Here is a 20,202-nt window from a genome sequence, read left to right as displayed (position 1 = left end):
ACGCCCGCCCCCACCAACCCGCACCCGCAGACAAACCGGCTCAACCGCCGGAGGCCCCCGTCACACCCCGACCAACTCCACCTGCACCTCGACCTCGACCGGCGCATCCAGCGGCAGCACAGCCACCCCCACCGCACTCCGCGCGTGGACACCCGCCTCGCCGAACACCTCGCCCAACAGCTCACTCGCGCCGTTGATTACACCCGGCTGCCCCGTGAAGTCCGCTGCGGACGCCACGAACCCCACGACCTTCACCACACGCGCGACCCGGTCCAGATCACCGGCCACGGACTTCACCGCCGCCAGCGCGTTCAGCGCACACGTACGGGCCAGCGCCTTCGCCTCCTCGGCCGTGACCTCCGCCCCCACCTTCCCGGTGACCGGAAGCTTGCCGTCGACCATGGGCAGCTGCCCCGAGGTGTACACGTACACCCCGGACCGCACGGCCGGCTGGTAGGCGGCCAGCGGCGGCACCACCGCCGGCAGCGTCAGCCCCAGCTCAGCGAGCCGCGCCTCGACCACCCCGCCCTCGCCGCCACCCTCGCCGCCGCCCCCGCCAACGCCTACGTCCCCGCTCACGCCGTCTTCTCCCGCTTCAGGTACGCCACCAGCTGCTCGGGGTTGTTCGGCCCGGGCACGACCTGCACGAGCTCCCACCCGTCCTCGCCCCAGGTGTCCAGAATCTGCTTCGTGGCGTGGACGAGCAGCGGCACGGTCGCGTATTCCCACTTCTTGGTCATGCGGCCGACTTTAGCCGCTGCTCACGTCAGGGTTTCAGCCGCTGTTCCCCACAGTCGGCACCCGCGTTATCCACAGCCTCCTGCTTAGGTTGGCCGTCGACTGGTTACGCTCGAATACGTGAGCAGGCTCCAGGTCGTCAGCGGCAAGGGCGGGACCGGAAAGACCACGGTCGCCGCAGCCCTCGCGCTGGCCCTCGCCACCGAGGGGAAGCGGACGCTTCTCGTCGAGGTGGAGGGTCGCCAGGGAATCGCGCAGCTCTTCGAAACGGAGGCGCTGCCCTATGAGGAGCGGAAGATCGCCGTCGCTCCAGGGGGCGGGGAGGTGTACGCACTGGCCATCGACCCCGAACTGGCCCTTCTGGACTACCTCCAGATGTTCTACAAACTCGGCGGAGCGGGACGCGCCCTGAAGAAGCTCGGCGCGATCGACTTCGCGACCACCATCGCGCCCGGCCTCAGAGACGTCCTGTTGACGGGCAAGGCGTGCGAGGCGGTCCGCCGCAAGGACAAGTCCGGCCGGTTCGCCTACGACTACGTCGTGATGGACGCGCCCCCCACGGGCCGTATCACCCGCTTCCTGAACGTCAACGACGAGGTCGCGGGGCTCGCCAAGATCGGCCCGATACACAATCAGGCGCAGGCCGTGATGCGGGTGCTGAAGTCCAAGGAGACGGCCGTCCACCTGGTGACACTCCTGGAGGAGATGCCCGTCCAGGAGACCGCGGACGGCATCGCCGAACTACGGTCCGCCCGCCTTCCCGTGGGCCGGATCGTCGTGAACATGGTGCGCCCGGAGGTGTTGGACGGGGACGACCTGGAACTCGTACGGACGGTACGGCGTTCGGCCGTGGCGAAGGCGCTGTCCTCGGCCGGACTCGGCGGCGCCCGCCGCGGGGGCAACGCCGAGAAACTGGTCGACCCGCTGATCCAGCAGGCCGAGGAGTACGCCGAGCGGTACGACCTGGAGCACGAACAGCGCTCGGTTCTCGGTGAACTGGGGCTGCCGCTGCACGAACTGCCCTTGCTGACCGAGGGCATGGACCTGGCGGGTCTGTACGAACTGGCCACCGAGCTGCGGAAGCAGGGGATGTCATGAGCCCGGACGCCGACCGGTACGACCGAACGTCCCAGAATCCGCCCCCGGACCGCCATCACCGCCTCTCCCCCGCGCCCGTGCTCGGCCTCGACCCCCTGATCGACGATCCGAGGACCCGGATCGTGGTGTGCTGCGGCTCGGGCGGCGTCGGCAAGACCACGACCGCGGCTGCCCTCGGTCTGCGCGCCGCCGAGCGGGGCCGCAAGGTCGTCGTGCTGACCATCGACCCGGCGCGCCGGCTCGCGCAGTCGATGGGCATTGACTCGCTGGACAACGTGCCACGCCGGGTGAAGGGTCTCGACGACTCCGCGAGCGGCGAACTGCACGCGATGATGCTCGACATGAAGCGCACCTTCGACGAGATCGTCGAGGCGCACGCGGACGCCGAGCGGGCGGCCACGATCCTGAACAACCCCTTCTACCAGTCGCTTTCGGCGGGCTTCGCGGGCACGCAGGAGTACATGGCGATGGAGAAGCTCGGGCAGCTGCGGGCCCGGGACGAGTGGGACCTGATCGTCGTCGACACGCCCCCCTCCCGTTCCGCCCTCGACTTCCTGGACGCGCCGAAGCGGCTCGGCTCCTTCCTCGACGGCAGGCTCATCCGGCTGCTCACCGCACCGGCCAAGCTCGGCGGCCGGGCGGGGATGAAGTTCCTGAACGTCGGGATGTCGATGATGACCGGCACGCTCGGCAAGCTCCTTGGCGGTCAACTGCTCAAGGACGTCCAGACGTTCGTGGCCGCGATGGACACGACCTTCGGCGGGTTCCGTACGCGCGCGGACGCGACGTACAAGCTGCTCCAGGCGCCCGGGACGGCGTTCCTGGTGGTCGCGGCCCCGGAGCGGGACGCGCTGCGCGAGGCCGCGTACTTCGTGGAGCGGCTGGCCGCGGAGCGCATGCCGCTGGCCGGTCTGGTGCTGAACCGGGTCCACGGCAGCGGCGCCGACCGGCTCTCGGCCGAGCGGGCGCTCGCCGCCGCGGAAAACCTCGAGACCGCCGCGGAAAACCTCGAGACCGGCGGGAATCCCGAGGCCGTGGAAAATCTTGAAGAGCCCCGCATTGTCGATCAGGAGGGCGGGAAAGCTGGACTTCGTAACTCTCCCGACACGTACGGCAGTTCAGAATCTCCCGCTTCCGAGGCACCGGCTCCTGACGAAGGCTCCCCCGCCGACCCGAAGGACCCGAGCCCGGAGCGCACGGAGAGGCTCACCGCAGGCCTGCTGAGGCTGCACGCCGACCGTATGCAGCTGCTCTCCCGCGAGCAGCGCACGCGTGACCGCTTCACCGCGCTCCACCCCGAGGTGGCGGTGGCCGAAGTGGCCGCGCTGCCCGGCGATGTGCACGACCTCGCGGGGCTGCGGGACATCGGAAACCGGCTCTCGGCCGGGCGGCCGGAGCTGCCCGAGACTGCCGTGGACTGACCCGAGGGATGCCCCCGGTGTCGTCCTCAGCGCCCCGAGGGGTGTCCTCTCAACGCCCCGAGCGGTGTGCTCCTCAGCCCACCGCCGCGTAGTTCTCGTAGATCTCGTCGTCGTCGAGGGGCAGGATGCCGACCCCTCGCTCGTACTCGACGCGCGCCGTCTCCAGCAGCCTGCGCCACGAAGTGACGGTCGGCCGCCGGCGCAGCAGTGCGCGGCGCTCGCGCTCCGTCATGCCTCCCCACACGCCGAACTCGACGCGGTTGTCCAGCGCGTCGGCGAGGCACTCCGTGCGCACCGGACATCCGGTGCACACTGCCTTCGCCCGGTTCTGCGCTGCTCCTTGAACGAACAGTTCATCCGGATCGGTAGTGCGGCAGGCCGCCTGCGCACTCCAGTCGACTACCCAGCCCATACCGGCGCCGTCCTCTCCCGAATCGAGGCTCCCCCACGGCGGCAGCGGCATATTCACCGCCGCCAGTTGAGGACGTTACGGAAGGCAGGCACAGCGCAACACCCCCTTCGGGCCCAATCTTGAATGGCCCGAACGGACTATGCGTAAGCGGCAGATCACCCGGGGGAGTGAGCCTGCGACATACATGACTATCCCGGCAAACCAGGACACTTGTCTTGCGTCACAACGGGCACCAGATGACACACGAGGCGGATTCGGACACGCCGCCACCAAAAAAATCAGCGAACATCCGGAACGATTCGGGGTCGCCGGACGTATTGATACGTGGCCCTACTGCTGTGACAGTTGAGAGCAGCTTAGGCCAACGCCTGTGCGCGTGTCCGGCGAATGAGAAGGTAGGGCGCTCCTGTCGCCATGCCCGCTCGACGCGGTCGTGCCCGCTTCCGTCGCCATGCCGTGACACGGGCTCCCTCTGAACGCTCATGAGTACGGATTAGGCTGCCCCCTATGTCGAAGAAGCGCTCGGGCGGCGGTCTGTCGCCCACGCAGCAGGCCGCCAAGTTCCTCGGTGTCAGTGTTCTCGCGGGAGCGGTGATGGCCGGCATCGCGCTGCCCGCGGCCGGCGCGCTGGGGCTCGCGGCCAAGGGGTCGGTGGAGAGTTTCGACGACCTCCCCACCAACCTGAAGACCCCGCCGCTGAGCCAGCGCACCACGATCCTCGACAGCGAGGGCGGCACCATCGCCACGGTGTACTCGCGCGACCGTACGGTCGTCGACCTCAAGGACATCTCGCCGTACATGCAGAAGGCGATCGTCGCGATCGAGGACTCGCGCTTCTACCAGCACGGCGCGGTCGACCTGAAGGGCGTCCTGCGCGCGCTCAACAAGAACGCCCAGAGCGGCGGGGTCGCCCAGGGCGCCTCCACGCTGACGCAGCAGCTGGTGAAGAACGTCGCGGTGGAGGAGGCCGGTGACGACCCGACGAAGGTCGCCGAGGCCACCCAGCAGACCATCGGGCGCAAGATCCGCGAGCTGAAGTACGCGATCCAGCTCGAAGAGGAACTCGGCAAGAAGAAGATCCTCGAGAACTACCTGAACATCACCTTCTTCGGCCAGCAGGCGTACGGCGTCGAGGCGGCCGCCCAGCGCTACTTCTCCCGGCACGCCAAGGACCTCAGCCTGGAGCAGTCGGCGCTGCTCGCCGGCATCGTCCAGTCCCCGAGCCGCTACGACCCGGTCAACGACGAGGCCGAGGCGACCAAGCGGCGCAACACCGTGCTCCAGCGCATGGCCGAGGTCGGTGACATCTCCCGGGCGGAGGCCGACAAGGCCAAGGAGCAGCAGCTGGGCCTCAAGGTCAGCAAGCCGAAGAACGGCTGCATCACGGCGGTCAAGGGCGCCGGCTTCTTCTGCGACTACGTCCGTGAGGTCTTCCTGACCGACCCGGTCTTCGGCAAGACCCAGGAGGCCCGGGCCAAGGTCTGGAACCAGGGCGGCCTGACGATCCGTACCACCATGGACCCGCAGGCCCAGAAGTCGGCCCAGCAGTCCATCAAGGAGCACGTCTACCAGGACGACGACGTGGCCACCGCGGCCACCATCGTCCAGCCCGGCACCGGCAAGATCCTGGCGATGGGCCAGTCGCGGCCGTACGGCATCAACACCAAGAAGAACGAGACGACGCTCGACCTCTCGGTCGACCAGGACATGGGCGGTGGCGCGGGCTACCAGTCCGGTTCGACGTTCAAGCCGATCGTGGCCGCGGCCGCCATCGAGGGGGGTACGCCGGCGACGAAGATCTTCTCCTCGCCGTACAAGATGGACTACCCGAGCCCGGTCCAGCTCTGCGACGGCAAGGTCTGGAACGAGAAGGGCGTCTCGCTCACCAACGAGAACGAGTCCGAGGTCGGCCCGTTCGACATGAAGACCGCGACCGCGAAGTCGGTCAACACCTATTACGTGCAGCTGATCAGCGACATCGGCGTCTGCCCGGTGACGGAGATGGCCGCCAAGATGGGGGTCGAACGCGCGGACGGCGGCAAGCTGCAGCAGCGGCCCTCGATCGCCCTGGGCACCCAGGAGGTGTCCCCGCTGACGATGGCGAACGCGTACGCGACCTTCGCCGCGCGCGGGATGTACTGCACCCCGGTCGCCATCGAGTCGATCACCCAGCGGGCCGGCGAGAAGTCGAAGTCCCTCCAGGTCCCGAAGTCGACCTGCTCGCGGGCGATGTCGGAGAACACCGCGGACACCATCAACACGCTCCTCAAGGGCGTCGTCGAGGACGGCACGGGCTCCGAGGCGGGCCTCGGCCCCAGCCGTGACAGCGCGGGCAAGACGGGTACGACCGACGAGCGCTACGCGGCCTGGTTCGTGGGCTACACGCCGAACATGGCCGGCGCGGTCTGGGTCGGTGACCCGGCGCACAAGCGCAAGATGCAGAACATCACCATCGGCGGCGTCGGGTACGGAAAGGTCTTCGGCGGCCAGGTCCCCGGCCCGATCTGGCGCGACATGATGACCGGCGCGCTGGAGGGCAAGGACGCCCCGCGGTTCAAGACCGTCTACATCCCGGACATGCCGAAGAAGGAAGACCCCGGCAAGGGCGACGACGGGGGCAACGGTGACAACGGCGGGAACGGCAACGGCGGCAACAACGGTGGTGACAACGGCGGTGGTGACAACGGCGGCAACGGCAACACCACCTTCCCGACGCCGACCTTCTCGATCCCGGAGAACTTCATCCAGGGCACGACCAACGGAAACGGCAACGGTAACGGGAACGGCGGCAATGGCGGCGGGCGCGGCTGACGCCCGTATCCCTTGAGCCCGTAGGCCCACGTGTCAGCCCGTAGGCCCACGTGCAGATGAGAGCCCGGTCCCGCTGATTGCGCGGGGCCGGGCTCTCGTACGACTGCGTGACTGGTAGGTGCCGGCTGTTCTCAGCCGGCCAGGAGCTTCTTCACCGCGGCGGCGACCCGGCCGCCCTCGGCCAGGCCCGCGACCTTCGGGTTCACGATCTTCATGACGGCACCCATGGCCCGCGGCCCCTCGGCCCCGGCCGCCTTCGCCTCCTCGACGGCCTGGGCGACGATGTCGTTCAGCTCCTCGTCGCTGAGCTGCTTGGGCAGGTACTCGGCGAGGACCCCGCCCTCCGCCTTCTCCCGCTCGGCGGACTCGGCGCGACCACCCTGGGCGAAGGCATCCGCGGCCTCGCGGCGCTTCTTCGCCTCCTTGGCGATCACCTTCAGGACCTCGGCGTCGGAAAGCTCGCGCTTCTCCTTGCCCGCGACCTCCTCGTTGGTGATCGCGGCGAGCGTCATCCGGAGCGTCGAGGAGCGCAGCTCGTCACGCCCCTTGATCGCGGCGTTGAGGTCTTCCTGCAGCTTCGGCTTGAGCGTGGTCATGGGTCTGATTGTCGCAGGTGCGGGGGGAGGGGTGCGTGCGCATTTATTGGGCCCCGGCCCCGGCCCCGGCCCCGGCATTACGGGACGCCGTCCGCCCGGTCAACGATGTCCCCGTGATCTGACACGATGGAGGCATGCGCGCGCGATACGGAGTCCCCCTGGGAATCGCGGCGGTTGGCGCCGCCGGCCTCGCCTACTCGGCGGGGTTCGAAGCCCGTTCCTTCCGGCTGCGGCGGGTGACGGTCCCCGTCCTGCCGTCCGGCATGCGCCCACTGCGGGTGCTGCAGATCTCCGACATCCACATGGTCGGCGGCCAGCGCAAGAAGCAGCGCTGGCTGCGCTCGCTGGCGGGCCTGCGCCCCGACTTCGTGATCAACACGGGCGACAACCTGTCGGACCCGGAGGGCGTGCCGGAGGTTTTGGACGCGCTGGGCCCGCTGATGGAGTTCCCGGGCGCGTACGTCTTCGGCTCCAACGACTACTACGGCCCCAAGTTCCGCAACCCCGCCCGCTACCTGTACGAGAAGACCCAGGGCCGCCACGGCCTGAACGGCAACGCGCCCGCCGTAGGTGTCATCCACAACCCGTGGGAGAACCTGCGGGACGGCTTCGACGCGGCGGGCTGGCAGAACCTCACGAACACGCGGGGCATGCTGAAGATCGAGGGCGTGTCGGTGGAGCTGACCGGCCTGGACGACCCGCACATCAAGCGGGACCGTTACGCCGAGGTGGCCGGCGGCCCGTCGGGCGCGGCCGACTTCTCGATGGGCGTGGTGCACGCCCCGTATCTCCGCGTCCTGGACGCCTTCACCGCCGACGGCTACCCGCTGATCCTCGCCGGTCACACCCACGGCGGCCAGCTCTGCCTCCCCTTCTACGGCGCCTTCGTCACCAACTGCGATCTGGACACGGACCGCGTGAAGGGTCTGTCCACGCACGAGGCGGAGGGCCGCAGGTCGTACCTGCACGTGTCGGCGGGCTGCGGCACGAGCCGCTACACGCCGGTGCGGTTCGCGTGCCCGCCGGAGGTGACGTTGCTGACGCTGGTGGGCCGGGAGTAGTCGTACCCCGGGTAACCGTAGGTCGTTAACCCGCACGGCCCGCCCGTATCGCCCCTTTTGTCACGCCTGCCTAGCGTGAGCGTATGACCACGCCCATACCGCGGGACATCCCCGATCTCCCCGCCCTCCCGGGCATGCCCGGATTCCTGCCCTCGCCCGTCCCCGCCACGGCGGTGGTGGCTCCCGTACGCCATCCCGTGGCCGCCGCCTTCCGCGTGCTGGTGGCACTGGTGGCCGCGGGGGCCGTGACCGTCGAACTGCTGCTGAGCAGCGCGGTCCGCACCCTGAGCTATTTCTCCATCCAGAGCACGATCCTGCTGGCGATGGTGCTCCTGCTGTCTGCCCGCAGGGCGTGGAGCGCCCGTCGCCCCCTGCCGTCCGCCCTGACGGGCGCGGCCCTCCTCTACGTCACGATCACGGGCCTGGTGCACCACCTGCTGCTGGCGAACGCGGCGAGCCCCTTCTCCCTGACGGGCGAGGCGGCGAACCCGACAGGCTGGCACGCGGTGACCGCCTACCTCCTGAACACGGCGATCCCCGCGGCGGCGCTGGCGGACTGGCTCCTGCTGACGCCGGGTCGCCGCCTGCACCTGCGCCAGGCGGCGACGTGGCTGCTGTACCCCCTGGCGTACCTGCTGTTCTCCTTCACCCGAGGCGAACTGATCCCTCCGGGCAACCCGGTCCGCTACCTCTACCCCTTCCTGGACGTGGACCTCCACGGCTACAAGAACGTCCTCGGCAACGCCCTCCTCCTCGGCCTCTCCTTCTACGCCCTCGCGATCCTCCTGGTAGCCCTTGACCACGCCCGCCCGAACCCCACCCGTCACCGCGCCAAAACCGGATTTCGTCTCCAGCCACCGGTGGGCTAAAGTAAACGACGTCGCCGCGACGAGCAGCGACGATCGGGGTGTAGCGCAGCTTGGCAGCGCGCTTCGTTCGGGACGAAGAGGTCGTGGGTTCAAATCCCGCCACCCCGACAGCTGAAACACCAGGTGAGGCACCTAGGAGCGTTCCTAGGTGTCTCACCTGTCTCTGCTCCCCCACTGCCGTCCTGCGCTCTCCATGGACTTGGCAGATACTTGATCTCCGTCAATGGTGTGAGGGCCTACTCTTCCTCCATGGCGGACCATCGGTCGACTCACGCGGAAGCTTCCGGCGACTCCGTCAACTCCCCAAAGTCCGTGTCACCCAAGCGAGTTCGCCTGGTCACTGGCGGCATCGTCATGGGGCTGGCAGCGGTCATGGTGGTTCCGGCGTTGCTTGCAGCGCCGATGACGGACCCCTCTCCGGTCTTCATGACGGCAGGTCTCCTCTCTGGGTTCGGCTCCTTCGCCCTGCCTCATCTCTGTGTGGCAAGAAAGCCCTGGCGCAGACACGGCCCCGGCACGCGGTTCTTGACCGCACGGACCTGGACCGGTTCTCGCACCATCGACTTGCATCAGCTACGGAGCGTGCGGACCTGGAAAGAGGTCTATCAAGCAGGCTCGACGACATACCTGATCGTCACCGACGCCGCCGGTAACCGTCTCAGCTTCGCCAGTTCCGAGGCGGATCGCCTCATACGCAGGTACGCCGTCGAGCGACCGCACGTCGTACTCGACGGCCATCCGATACGCGTAAGCCGACTGGCACAGGCCGACCAGGGTGTCAGGCCACTTTCCCGCAGCCTCTCCGCCCTTCGATCCGTCCTTTCCGTAGAGCGGTCTGTGCTGCTGGTCATCGGTCCGATGATGATCTGGGCAGCCATCGCGTCTCACTGAGCCGGCTCGTGCGGCCCGCCAACCTACGTGTCAACGCCGCAGCCGGCCCTCTCCATGCGCCCAATCCAGGCGCGCAGCCAAGCCGAGACATGCGGTGCCAAGCAGCAAAGCGAGGCCGCTGCAGGTCAGTTGACCTCGTGACCTTCCGGCGCGCCGGGCAGTCCGGGGACCTCAATGACGAACAGCCGTGAGCTCGCTCTGATCGCCCGCTTGCTGAAGAACCCCGGCAGCGCACGCACGTCGACCCGCATGGCCGCGCCCGCAGGGCGACCCTCGCCCCGCCCGGGATCAGTGCGCTGCCGGGTCGGAGGTCGCCGCGTCCTTCAGGGCCGACAGGAGGCCTCGTAGGGCGGGCTGGTCGAGGGCGGTTTCCCGGGCTACCGCCGAGATCACCCGGACCGGTTCGGGATTGCGGACCGGTCGTACGACGACACCGGGGTGGCGGCCGCGCAGCCCCAGCCTCGGCATCAGACCGACACCGAGCCCGGCCGCGACGAAGCCCTGCGCGGTGGCGTAGTCCTCGCTGCGGATGACGAAGTCGGGGCTGAAGCCGGCCGCCGCGCAGGAGTCGATCACCGGCTCCAGGCAGGGGCCAGGCGGTTCGCTGCCGACCCACTGCTCCCCGGCCAGCTCGTGCAGGTCGATGATCTCGCGGTCCGCGAGCGGATGTCCCACAGGCAGGACGGCGTCGTACGGGTCGTCGAGCAGGTGGACCAGTCGGAAGCCGTCCGCCATCCGGCCCCGCGCCTGCACGACCACCGCCAGGTCGGCCCGCCCCCGCATCACTTCCTGCAACGGGTCCGCGGGATCGGCGAGTTCGAGGTCTACCCGGACACCGGGGTGTTCCGCGCGGAGCCGGGCCAGGGCCGGGGCGACCAGTGTGGAGCCCGCCGTGGCGAAGTAACGGACCGACAGCGTGCCGATGCGTCCGGCGCGCAGGTCGGCGAGGGCGGTCTCCGCCTGGGCGACCGCCGAGCTGATGAGGCCCGCGTGCTCGGTGAGCAGCAGACCGGCCGGGGTGGGCCGCACCCCGCGCCCGACCCGTTCCAGCAGCGCGGTACCGGCCTGCTTCTCCAGCGCCGCCACCTGCTGGCTGACGGCGGACGGGGTGTAGCCGAGGTGGGCCGCGGCCGCGGTGACCGTCCCGCTGGTGACCACCGCGCGCAGAACCTGGAGGCGCCTCACATCAAGCATGTAGCACAGCTTAACAGACCAGGTAGAACCATTTGCTTGTTCTCACAGGTCTACTGGGGCATCGTCGAAGAACGGACGGACGGACCACGTACCGGGCCGCACGTCGGCCGGATGGAGGAAGCATCGTGAACAGTGGGACACGGAGTCTGCGGGGCGGGGTGCGGGTGGCCGTGCTCGCCCTGCTGTGGGGCTCGACCTTCCTCTGGATCGAACTGGCGCTGCGCGGGCTCTCCCCGCTCCAGGTCACGTTCATCCGGTGTCTCCTCGGCGCACTCGTCCTCACCGTCGCCTGCTACGCCTCGGGCCGGCGCATGCCTCGTGGCCGTACCGTCTGGCGTCACATAGTCGTCGCGGCCTTCTTCTGCAACGCGCTGCCCTTCGCACTGTTCAGCCTGGGCCAGCAGACCGTCGACTCCGGCCTCGCGGGGGTCCTGAACGCCACGACCCCGCTGTGGTCGATCGCCCTCGGCCTGGCCCTCGGCTCGGAGCGCCGACTGCGCCCGGTCCGTCTGGCGGGCCTGCTGCTCGGCTTCACCGGCACCATCGTCATCCTCGCCCCGTGGCAGTCGGCCGGGGCCACCGGCTGGGGAGCCCTCGCCATTCTGGGCGCGGCCGCGAGCTACGCCGTCGCCTTCACCTACATGGGCCGCACACTGGTGCGCCGGGGCACCCCCACCATCTCGCTCTCCGCCGCCCAGCTCGTCGCCGCGAGCGGGCTGACCGCCGTCGCGCTGCCGGTCGGCGGGCTGGAGTCGATCGACCCCGGCCCGGCGGTCGTGGCCGCGGCCCTGGTCCTCAGCGTCTTCTGCACCGCGATCACCTTCCACCTCACCTACCGGATCATCAACGACGAGGGCGCCACCAACGCCGCCGTGGTCGGCTATCTGCTGCCCGTGGTCTCCGTGCTCCTCGGCGCGGTCGTCCTGGGCGAGGGCCTGAGCGTCCGGGTCGTGCTGGGCATGGCCGTGGTCCTCGTGGGGGTCGGGATGACCCGCCGCGAGGACGCGGCAACCACGGCTCCGGCCCACGCCGACGAGGAAACGGCCGACGACACGGCCGAGGAAACGGCCGAGGAAACGGCCGACGACACATCCGGGCCCGGGGAGAGCGGGTCCGCGGAGAACGGGGCCGCAGGGAACAGGTCCGCGGGGAACAAGTCCGCGGCGAACGGGTCCGCGGATGACGTACCCACGAAGAACGTACCCACGAAGAACGTGCCCGCCGAGGACGCGCCCGGTGAGCCCATGCCCACCGAGGAGCTGCACGCGGCCACCCGTCGCCCCGCGCTGGAGAACGCGGGATGACCTACGGCGGCCCGGCCGTGGTCCACGTGGGCATCCGCCCCCCTGGACGATTGCGCAAGCTCTAAACTGTCGGCGTGGACGCAGCGGAGACAGTGGAGACGGCCGAGGTGACCGGCTGGGAAGTCGCCGTCCTCGACGGCGGGCCGGCCGACGGGATGCGGGTCAAGGTCGCCGACCGGCCCCGGGTCGTGCAGGTGTCGTACCCCTGCCGCCCGGAGGGCGCGCCGTCCGGGGTGCGGGTGGAGGGCGTCTACGTCTACCGGCTCGATCACGGGGTGACGGACGAACCCCTGCGCTACGGCTTCGACATCGCCTGCCCCTGACACGCTCAGTCGCTGGAGAGCACACCCGCGCGGTGGCGCTCGTGGCGCGTCCTCGCCGCCAGCAGGCCCACGGCGTACAGGGCCAGGACGGCCGCGAGCAGTCCGTAGTACACGCCGGGCAGTGGGCCAAGGCCCAGGGCCGCGCCCGCCGGGGACGCGGGCAGGAGCAGACCGGTCGCGGCCAGCGCGGCGGCCGACCAGGTCACCGGGCCCGGCCGACGGGCGCCCCTGCTGAGCGACCCCAGGGACAGCAGCACCATCACCACGGCCTGCGTCAGCAGGTTCTCCGTGAACCAGCCCGAGTGGAACAGCGCCTCGTCGTCGCCCGGCCCCCGCAGGGCAAGGGCCAGCACGCCGAAGGTCGCCAGGTCCGCCACGGCGTTCAGCGCGCCGAATCCGACGATGAACCGGAGCAGCTCCCGGGGCGCCAGGACGCTCGGCCGGCGCAGCGCCGACGGGGCGGGACGGTCGTGGGCGAAGGCGAGCTGGGCCGCGTCGAAGCACAGGTTCTGCACGAGGACCTGGGCCGGGAGCATCGGCAGGAAGGGCAGGAGGAGGCCCGCGGAGAGCATCGCGATCACGTTGCCGAGGTTGGAGGAGAGCGTGATGCGCAGATACGTGGCGATGTTGCCGCTCGCGTGACGGCCGGCGGCGACCGCGTGGCCGATCGCGGTGAGGTCCTTCCCGGCGAGGACGAGGTCCGCGTTCTGCCTGGTCACCCCGGCCGCGTCGCGTGGGGCGATGCCCACGTCGGCGGTGCGCAGGGCGGGCAGGTCGTTGACGCCGTCGCCGAGGAAGCCGACCGTGTGGCCGCCGGCCTGCAGGGCCCGGGTGATGCGGGTCTTGTGCTCGGGGGTGCAGCGGGCGAAGACGGTCGTACGGCGGGCGAGTTCGGTCAGTTCGGGGTCGGTGAGGGCGTTGAGGCGGTCGGCGGTGAGGACCGCGGCCACCGGGATCCCCAGATCACGGCAGGCCCGGACCGCGGTGCCCGGGTGGTCGCCGGTGAGGACCTTGACGGTGACGCCCCGCCCGGCGAGCTGGGCGAGGGCCTCGGCCGCGGTGGGCGCGAGGTCGTCCCGGAGGGTGACCAGGCCGCGGAAGGCGAGGCCGTGTTCGCGGGGGCGGTCTCCGGCGGGGACTTCGCTGGTGGCGACCGCCAGGACGCGCAGCCCGTCCGCGGCCTGCGCGTCGGCCAGGTCGCGCAGGCGGGAGCGCTCGTCGTCGGACAGCGAACAGCGTGGCAGTACGGCGTCCACGGCCCCCTTGGTGATCAGGGTGTGCGTGCCGAACCGGCCGGGGGTGCGGACGACCACGGTGGCCAGGCGGCGCGCCGGGTCGAAGGGGAGGGCCGTGACGCCGTCGTACGCCATGAGGGCGTCCTCGTCGGCGGCGTCGAGCAGGGCCTCGTCCAGGGCGTCGGGGGCCGGCAGGTCGGCGAACTGGAGCGACCACCAGGCGGCGGCGGACGCCCAGCGCAGTACCTCCGGGTCGTCGCGGCCCCCGGCGTCCAGGGCACGGTGGACGACCGGGCGGTCCTGGGTGAGGGTGCCGGTCTTGTCCACGCACAGCACGTCCATGGCGCCGATGTCGTGCAGGGCGGGGAGCCGTCTGACGATGACGCCGTGACTGCGGGCGAGGAGCGCGGCGCCGCGGGCCAGGCAGGTGGTGACAAGGACCGGCAGCATCTCCGGGGTCAGTCCGACCGCCACCGCGACGGCGAAGGGGAGTGTCTCCAGACCCCGGCCGCGCAGGGCGGCGTTGGCCATCAGCACCAGGGGCGGGGTCAGCAGCGCGAACCGGATCAGGATCCAGGAGACGCCCTGGACGGAGCGTTCGAAGCTGGTCGCCGGGGGTTTTCCGGTACGGCGGTGGGCGGCGGCGAAACGGGTGTCGCCGCCGGTGGCGACGACCACGGCGGTGGCGCTGCCGGAGGCGACACTGCTGCCCTGGAAGCAGTACCGGGGGTCCTGGAAGGCCCCGCCGTCCCCGGGCCCGTCCCCCGCGGACTTCTCCACCGGCGCGGACTCTCCGGTGAGCGCGGCCTGGTGGACGGTGAGTCCGCTCGACCGCAGCAGTCGTACGTCCGCGGGGACCAGGTCGCCCGGGCCGAGCCGTACGACGTCGCCGGGGACGAGGTCCTCGACGGGGAGCTCACGGGTGACCGGGGCCGTGTCCTCGTCCGCCCGGCGCTGGACGGTGACGGTCGTCGCCACCAGGTGGCGCAGTCCTGCCGTGGAGCGGTCGGCCCGGTGTTCGCCGGAGGCCCGCAGGACACAGCTCACGCCGACCAGCAGGAGGATCACCGAGGCGGTGCCCCAGGCGAAGACGGCGGCCGACACCAGTCCCAGACAGAGCAGCACCGCGGTGAAGGGGTCGCGCAGGCTCCGTGCGAAGAGGCGGGGCCAGGAGGGGTCCCGGGCGTCCGGAACGGCGTTCTCACCGAACCGCGCCCCCCGCTCCTCGGCCTGCGCCTCGGTCAGCCCGCGCGGGCCGGCACCGAGTTCGCGGAACACCTCGAGAAGAGTCCCGCCACCATCGGCCGGACCGCCGACCCCCACCGCGGAAGGAAGAACCCGCAGGACGGGCGCACCGGGCGAGGGGGAGCCGTAGGGGGAACTGTAGGGGGAATCGGAGGGAGTGTCGGAGGCGACCGGAAGCGCGAACACGGGGGACGAAGGCCCGGTCGCCCCGCCCTGAAGAACAGCCCCAGGCGTCGAGGAAGCCGTGGTCAAGACCGCGGGCACCGACCGGACCGGCCCAGTGGGGGCGGACATCGACCCGACCACCGTCGGGCCGGCGGGCCCGGACGACGACCGCCCCCCGGCAGCTGACTCCGACCCTCCCTGCATGGCGCCCCCCGGCACCATGGGATCCGGCGATGCAGGCGATTCAGGCGCGGCAGGCGCGGCAGGCGCGGCTTCGTCCTCCTCCGGCCCCCCCGACTGCTCAGACACCGGCCTCGCGCAGTCGGTCCGACGGGCCGGGGGCGGTTTCCCGTGCCGTCAGTTGGCCGAGCATGACGCGGACCACGGTCACGATGTCCGGGTCGTCGACGTAGTAGATCTGCCGGCGTCCCGCACGGCGGGACCGCACCAGCCCGGCGAGTTTCAGTTTCGCCAGGTGCTGGCTGACCGCGGGGAGCGCGCCGCCGACCCGGTCGGCGAGGCGGGTGACGTCGCTCTCGCCCTGGGACAGCGCCCACATGATGTGCAGCCGGGCGGAGGAGGCGAGGAGTCCGAACACGGCGGCCGCCTCGGCGAGCACCTCCGGCGACGGGTCCTGGAAACCGCCGACGACCTTCGTCACAGCCCTCTCCCGTCACATGGAAACGTTCGAAACGTTCGAAACGTTCGACTGGAAACGTTCGACCAAGTGTAGGGGCGACACAGTGACCGTCCCGCTTCGTCCGGTACCGGTCCCTCCCCTCGTGGGGACCGGTACCGGAGGAAGCGGGTGACCGTGGGTGGAATGTGGCCGAGAACGTACGGCGCGCTGGTTGGCGTGCGGGGCGCCGGGCTGGTGGCCTGTCATGGCGTCGCCCGATGGCTGCGCCGCAGGGCCATGATCCTGCCAGCCAGGGGGCGCACAGAGGAGGTTCCGGTGCCAGAAACAGTTCGTTACCGCAGGTCAGCCGTATAAAGTGGGTTTTCCGGTCCGGATTTCAACCGCGAGGCACGTAAGGGGTGGAAGACCTTGAGCTCCGACTCAGGAGCACGCACGGCCTTCGCGGAGCGTCTCGCCCTGTTGTACAGAGAGGCAGGGAATCCGCCCCTCAAGCGGGTGTCCGAGGGAGTCGGCCGGCTCCAGCGCGTCGACGAGCGCGGACGCCCCGTCCGGGTGTCCGCGCAGCGGATCAGCGACTGGCGCCGGGCCCGGAACGTGCCCGCTCAGTTCACCGCCCTCGCGGCCGTGCTGCACATCCTCATTCCCGAGGCCCGGCGGATCAGTCCCACCCCTGTCTCGGCCGGCCTGTACGACCTCGGCCAGTGGCAGCGGCTGTGGGAGCGCGCGCTGGCCCCGGACGAGGAGGAAGGCTCCCAGCCGGAGCCCCCCGCCGGGGTCTGCCCGTACCGCGGTCTCGCCTCCTACCGGCAGGAGGACGCCCGCTGGTTCTTCGGCCGGGAACGGAGCACGGAGGCACTGCTGGAGCTGCTCCACTCGGCGGCCGAGACCGGCACCGGTGGTCTGGTGATGCTCGTGGGCGCCTCGGGCGCGGGCAAGTCCTCGCTGCTCAACGCCGGTCTGGTGACCGCCCTGGAGGAAGGGGCAGAGACTGGGGAAGCGAGCGGCCGGGCCATCGTCCAGCTCGTGCCGGGCGCCGATCCGCTCGCGGAACTGACCCGCCGTATACCCGACCTGGGACCGGTCGTCTCCGCCGCCGGAACCACCGGAACCACCAGAACTGCCGGGACCACCGAGACCACCGAGACCACCGAGACCACCGGAACCGCCAGGACCGCCGGTCCCGATGTCGACCATCCTCCCGAATTCGCGCACGCGGTGCGGGAAGCGGTCGCCTCGTGGGCTCAGCGCGAGGCCGCCGCCGCCCGGCCGGTGGTGATCGTCGACCAGTTCGAGGAGGCGTTCACGCTCTGCTCGGACGAGACGGTCCGGCGTACGTTCGTCCAGGCGCTGCACGCCGCGTGCACGCCCGCAGGCCCGGACACGCCCGCGCCCGCCCTGGTCCTGCTGGGCATCCGCGCCGACTTCTACGAGCGCTGCCTCGACCATCCCGAGCTGGCCGACGCGCTCCAGCACCGGCACATGGTGCTCGGGCCGCTCACCGGCGGGGAACTGCGGGAGGCCGTGACGGGTCCGGCCCGGGCCGTGGGCCTGGAGCTGGAGCCGGGGCTCGCGGAGCTGATCGTGCGCGAGGTGAGCGCCGACGGTCCGCGCGGAGCGCACGCCGCGGGCGTACTGCCGTTGCTCTCGCACGCCCTGCTCGCGACCTGGCAGCGCCGCAAGGCGGGCCGGCTGACCGTGGCCGGCTACCGCGCGGCCGGCGGTATCCAGGGCGCGGTCGCGGCCACCGCCGAGCGGGCCTGGTCCGCTCTGGACCCGGCGGCGCGTACGGCGGCCCGGTTGCTGCTGCTGCGTCTGGTGCGGCTCGGTGAGGACACCCAGGCCACCCGCCGGCGCGGCACCCGGCGCCAACTGGCCGCGGAGTCGACCGACCCCGGCAAGACCGAGGAGTCGCTGGAGGCCCTGGTGCGGGCCCGGCTGGTGACGCTGGACGCGGAGACCGTGGAGATCACCCACGAGGCGCTGCTGACGGCGTGGCCGCGGCTGCGCGAGTGGATCGACGAGGACCGCAGCGACCATCTGCTGCGCCAGCGCATCGAGGAGGACGGCCGCTCCTGGGAGGGCGCCAACCGCGACTCCTCGCTGTTGTACCGGGGCTCGCGGCTCGAACAGGCGCGCACCTGGGCGAAGTCCGCCGGGGACACCTATCTGACCCGCAGCGCGGTGGAGTTCCTGGCCGCCTCGGTCCGGCTGCGCAGGCGTACGGTCCTGATCACCCGGGGCGCGGTGTCGGCGCTGGTCGTGCTCGCGATGGTGGCCGCCGGGTCGGCGGTGGTCGCCTGGCAGCAGCGCAACGACGCCCTGTTCGAGCAGGTCGTCGCGGAGGCGGACCGCGTCCACTCCACGGATCCGTCGCTGTCCGCCCGGATCGACCTGGTCGCGCACCGCCTCAGGCCCGACGACGAGGGCACCAACACCCGGCTGATCTCCATCGTCAACGCGCCGCTGGCCACCCCGCTCACCGGTCACACCGGCGCCGTCTACCTCACCTCGTTCAGCCCGGACGGAAAGCTCCTCGCCACCGCCGGCTACGACCGGACCGTCCGGCTGTGGGACGTCGGCGACCGCGGTCACCCCAAGGCGCTGGGCGAACCCCTCGTCGGCGGCACCAGCTGGGTGAGCAGCGCGGTCTTCAGCCCGGACGGCAGAACGCTGGCCAGTGCCGGGGACGACGGGACGATCCGACGGTGGGACCTCGCCGACCCCCGCCGGCCGAAGCCCCTCGGCGCTCCCCTGACCGGCCATCGCGGCACCATCTACCTGATCGCGTTCAGCCCGGACGGGCGCACGCTGGCCTCCGCCGGCGAGGACCGCACCGTACGGCTGTGGAACACCCGCGACGCGAAGGAGCCGCCCGCCGTCCTGACCGGGGCGGGCGCCGCCGTGCGGTCCGTGGCGTGGAGCCCCGATGGGCGCACGCTGGCGGCCGGGGGCGACGACGACACCGTCCGGCTGTGGAACACCGGGGATCCGCGGCGGCCCCGGGCGTACGACCAGGTGCTGAAGGGGCACACGGGGCTGGTGCACTCGGTGGCCTTCAGTCCGGACGGGACGGAGCTCGCCAGCGGCAGCGCGGACGCCAGTGTGCGGCTGTGGGACGTGAGCGACCCGGCCCACCCGGGTCCGGCCGGCTCGCCGCTCACCGGCCACACCGGTCCCATCTGGTCCGTGGCCTTCAGCCCCGACGGACGCATGCTGGCCGCCGCCAGCGCGGACAGCACGGCGAGCCTGTGGAACGTGAGCGACCCGGAGTACCCCTCACAGGTCGGCGAGCCCCTCTCGGGAAGCAGCGGTGAGATGTACGCGCTGGGATTCAGCCCCGACGGCCGCACCCTCGCGACCGGCAGCGGCGACAGCAAGGTGCGCCTGTGGTCGATCCCGGCGGGAGACCTGGTGGGCAGCAGCGGGGCGTTCCGGCGGGACGGCGAGGTGCTCGCCACGGCCGGGCGGGACGGGCGGGTCCGGATGTGGAACGTGACGGACCCGGACCGGCCCGTGGCCCTGGGCAAGCCGTTCACCCCCGTGGCGCGCGACCCGGACTCCCAGGTGTTCTTCTCCCCCGACGGCCGCACCCTCGCGGTGCTCACCACCGGCCGGGTCCACCTGTGGAACGTCACCGATCCGGCCCACCCGGTGCCCTACGGTCCGGCGCTCGTCCTGCGCACCCGGTTCATGGGTCCGGACGCACTGGCGTTCAGCCCGGACGGACGCACCCTGGCCACCGCGTACGACAGCCGCAACCTTCAGCTGTGGGACGTCACCGACCCGGCCCACCCGGTCTCCCACGGTCCGATCGCCGGCCACAAGGGGTACATCGACGGTCTCGCCTTCAGCCCGGACGGCCGGACCCTGGCCAGTGGCAGCGCGGACGGCACGATCCGGCTGTGGAAAGTCACGGACCCGGCCCGTCCGACCCTGCTCCGCACACCGCTCACCGGGCACACCGGGCCCGTCAACGTGCTCGTCTTCAGCCCGGACGGGCACACCCTGGCCAGCGGCGGCAACGACGACGTGGTCCGGCTGTGGGACGTGGCCGACCCCGCGCACGCCGAGCCGACGGGCATGGCGCTCACCGGGCACACCGAGGCGGTCGTGTCCCTGACGTACAGCCGTGACGGTTCCACGCTGGCCAGCGGCGGCAACGACAACACGGTCCGGCTCTGGGACGTGGCCGACCCGTC

Annotated in this window: 15 protein-coding genes, 1 tRNA gene and 1 pseudogene; 10 read left to right on the top strand and 7 right to left on the bottom strand. The window is 71.1% G+C overall.

Annotation, left to right across the window (positions count from 1 at the left end; translation table 11 throughout):
- Positions 1 to 60: 60 nt before the first annotated feature.
- Positions 61 to 579, bottom strand: coding sequence for a RidA family protein (locus tag ACFVYN_RS14190; protein ID WP_389997305.1), 519 nt, complete (start codon positions 577 to 579; stop codon positions 61 to 63).
- Positions 576 to 740 carry a DUF4177 domain-containing protein gene (locus tag ACFVYN_RS14185; protein WP_086724107.1) on the bottom strand — a complete coding sequence of 55 codons (165 nt, stop codon included), beginning with the start codon at positions 738 to 740 and terminating at the stop codon, positions 576 to 578. Before ACFVYN_RS14185 ends, ACFVYN_RS14190 begins: the two co-directional genes overlap by 4 nt.
- A 118-nt stretch (positions 741 to 858) precedes the next feature.
- On the opposite strand from ACFVYN_RS14185, the gene ACFVYN_RS14180 reads away from it, so the two are divergent.
- Together ACFVYN_RS14180 and ACFVYN_RS14175 are read left to right on the top strand one after the other, a co-directional pair.
- Positions 859 to 1,836 carry an ArsA-related P-loop ATPase gene (locus ACFVYN_RS14180; protein WP_389997302.1) on the top strand — a complete coding sequence of 326 codons (978 nt, stop codon included), beginning with the start codon at positions 859 to 861 and terminating at the stop codon, positions 1,834 to 1,836.
- Positions 1,833 to 3,257 (top strand): ArsA family ATPase, encoded by a 1,425-nt coding sequence (locus ACFVYN_RS14175; RefSeq protein WP_389997299.1) that lies wholly within the window; start codon positions 1,833 to 1,835, stop codon positions 3,255 to 3,257. The genes ACFVYN_RS14180 and ACFVYN_RS14175 overlap by 4 nt, the downstream gene beginning before the upstream one ends.
- Before the next feature lie 73 nt (positions 3,258 to 3,330).
- Here the strand turns inward: ACFVYN_RS14175 and wblA are convergent, their stop codons facing one another.
- Complete coding sequence (wblA, locus tag ACFVYN_RS14170; RefSeq protein ID WP_389997297.1) at positions 3,331 to 3,669, bottom strand: transcriptional regulator WblA; 339 nt, start codon at positions 3,667 to 3,669, stop codon at positions 3,331 to 3,333.
- Positions 3,670 to 4,176: 507 nt separating this feature from the next.
- Here wblA and ACFVYN_RS14165 point away from each other — a divergent pair.
- Positions 4,177 to 6,480 carry a transglycosylase domain-containing protein gene (locus ACFVYN_RS14165; protein ID WP_389997294.1) on the top strand — a complete coding sequence of 768 codons (2,304 nt, stop codon included), beginning with the start codon at positions 4,177 to 4,179 and terminating at the stop codon, positions 6,478 to 6,480.
- 131 nt (positions 6,481 to 6,611) lie between these two features.
- On the opposite strand, the gene ACFVYN_RS14160 is transcribed toward ACFVYN_RS14165, so the two are convergent.
- A complete protein-coding gene (locus ACFVYN_RS14160; protein WP_389997291.1) occupies positions 6,612 to 7,076 on the bottom strand; it encodes a GatB/YqeY domain-containing protein in 465 nt (154 codons plus the stop codon).
- A gap of 134 nt (positions 7,077 to 7,210) precedes the next feature.
- Here ACFVYN_RS14160 and ACFVYN_RS14155 point away from each other — a divergent pair, with 134 nt between their 5' ends.
- From ACFVYN_RS14155 to ACFVYN_RS14140, 4 genes are all read left to right on the top strand, one after another.
- Positions 7,211 to 8,137, top strand: coding sequence for a metallophosphoesterase (locus ACFVYN_RS14155; protein WP_389997288.1), 927 nt, complete (start codon positions 7,211 to 7,213; stop codon positions 8,135 to 8,137).
- Positions 8,138 to 8,220: 83 nt separating this feature from the next.
- Complete coding sequence (locus ACFVYN_RS14150) at positions 8,221 to 9,006, top strand: Pr6Pr family membrane protein (RefSeq protein ID WP_389997286.1); 786 nt, start codon at positions 8,221 to 8,223, stop codon at positions 9,004 to 9,006.
- A gap of 34 nt (positions 9,007 to 9,040) precedes the next feature.
- Positions 9,041 to 9,114: transfer RNA gene (locus ACFVYN_RS14145), tRNA-Pro, on the top strand.
- A gap of 141 nt (positions 9,115 to 9,255) precedes the next feature.
- On the top strand, positions 9,256 to 9,897 hold the full coding sequence (locus ACFVYN_RS14140; RefSeq protein WP_389997284.1) for a hypothetical protein: 642 nt from the start codon (positions 9,256 to 9,258) through the stop codon (positions 9,895 to 9,897).
- 288 nt (positions 9,898 to 10,185) lie between these two features.
- Here the strand turns inward: ACFVYN_RS14140 and ACFVYN_RS14135 are convergent, their stop codons facing one another.
- A complete protein-coding gene (locus ACFVYN_RS14135; protein WP_389997281.1) occupies positions 10,186 to 11,091 on the bottom strand; it encodes a LysR family transcriptional regulator in 906 nt (301 codons plus the stop codon).
- Positions 11,092 to 11,249: 158 nt separating this feature from the next.
- On the opposite strand from ACFVYN_RS14135, the pseudogene ACFVYN_RS14130 reads away from it, so the two are divergent.
- Positions 11,250 to 12,131, top strand: a pseudogene (locus ACFVYN_RS14130) (DMT family transporter); the annotation flags it as partial.
- 356 nt (positions 12,132 to 12,487) lie between these two features.
- Positions 12,488 to 12,718 carry a hypothetical protein gene (locus tag ACFVYN_RS14125; RefSeq protein ID WP_389997328.1) on the top strand — a complete coding sequence of 77 codons (231 nt, stop codon included), beginning with the start codon at positions 12,488 to 12,490 and terminating at the stop codon, positions 12,716 to 12,718.
- A 5-nt stretch (positions 12,719 to 12,723) separates the two neighbouring features.
- On the opposite strand, the gene mgtA is transcribed toward ACFVYN_RS14125, so the two are convergent.
- Entirely contained in the window at positions 12,724 to 15,492 is a 2,769-nt protein-coding gene (mgtA, locus tag ACFVYN_RS14120; RefSeq protein ID WP_389997277.1) for a magnesium-translocating P-type ATPase, read from the bottom strand.
- 172 nt (positions 15,493 to 15,664) lie between these two features.
- Positions 15,665 to 16,024: an ArsR/SmtB family transcription factor gene (locus tag ACFVYN_RS14115; protein WP_389997274.1), complete on the bottom strand. Its 360-nt coding sequence runs from the start codon at positions 16,022 to 16,024 to the stop codon at positions 15,665 to 15,667.
- 387 nt (positions 16,025 to 16,411) lie between these two features.
- Here ACFVYN_RS14115 and ACFVYN_RS14110 point away from each other — a divergent pair.
- The coding region (locus ACFVYN_RS14110) for an AAA family ATPase (protein WP_389997269.1) at positions 16,412 to 20,202 on the top strand (3,791 nt) is incomplete at its 3' end.

Origin of the sequence: Streptomyces sp. NPDC058307, from assembly GCF_042880295.1 — a bacterium.
Classification (GTDB): domain Bacteria; phylum Actinomycetota; class Actinomycetes; order Streptomycetales; family Streptomycetaceae; genus Streptomyces.
This window is presented reverse-complemented; position numbering and strand designations above follow the sequence as displayed.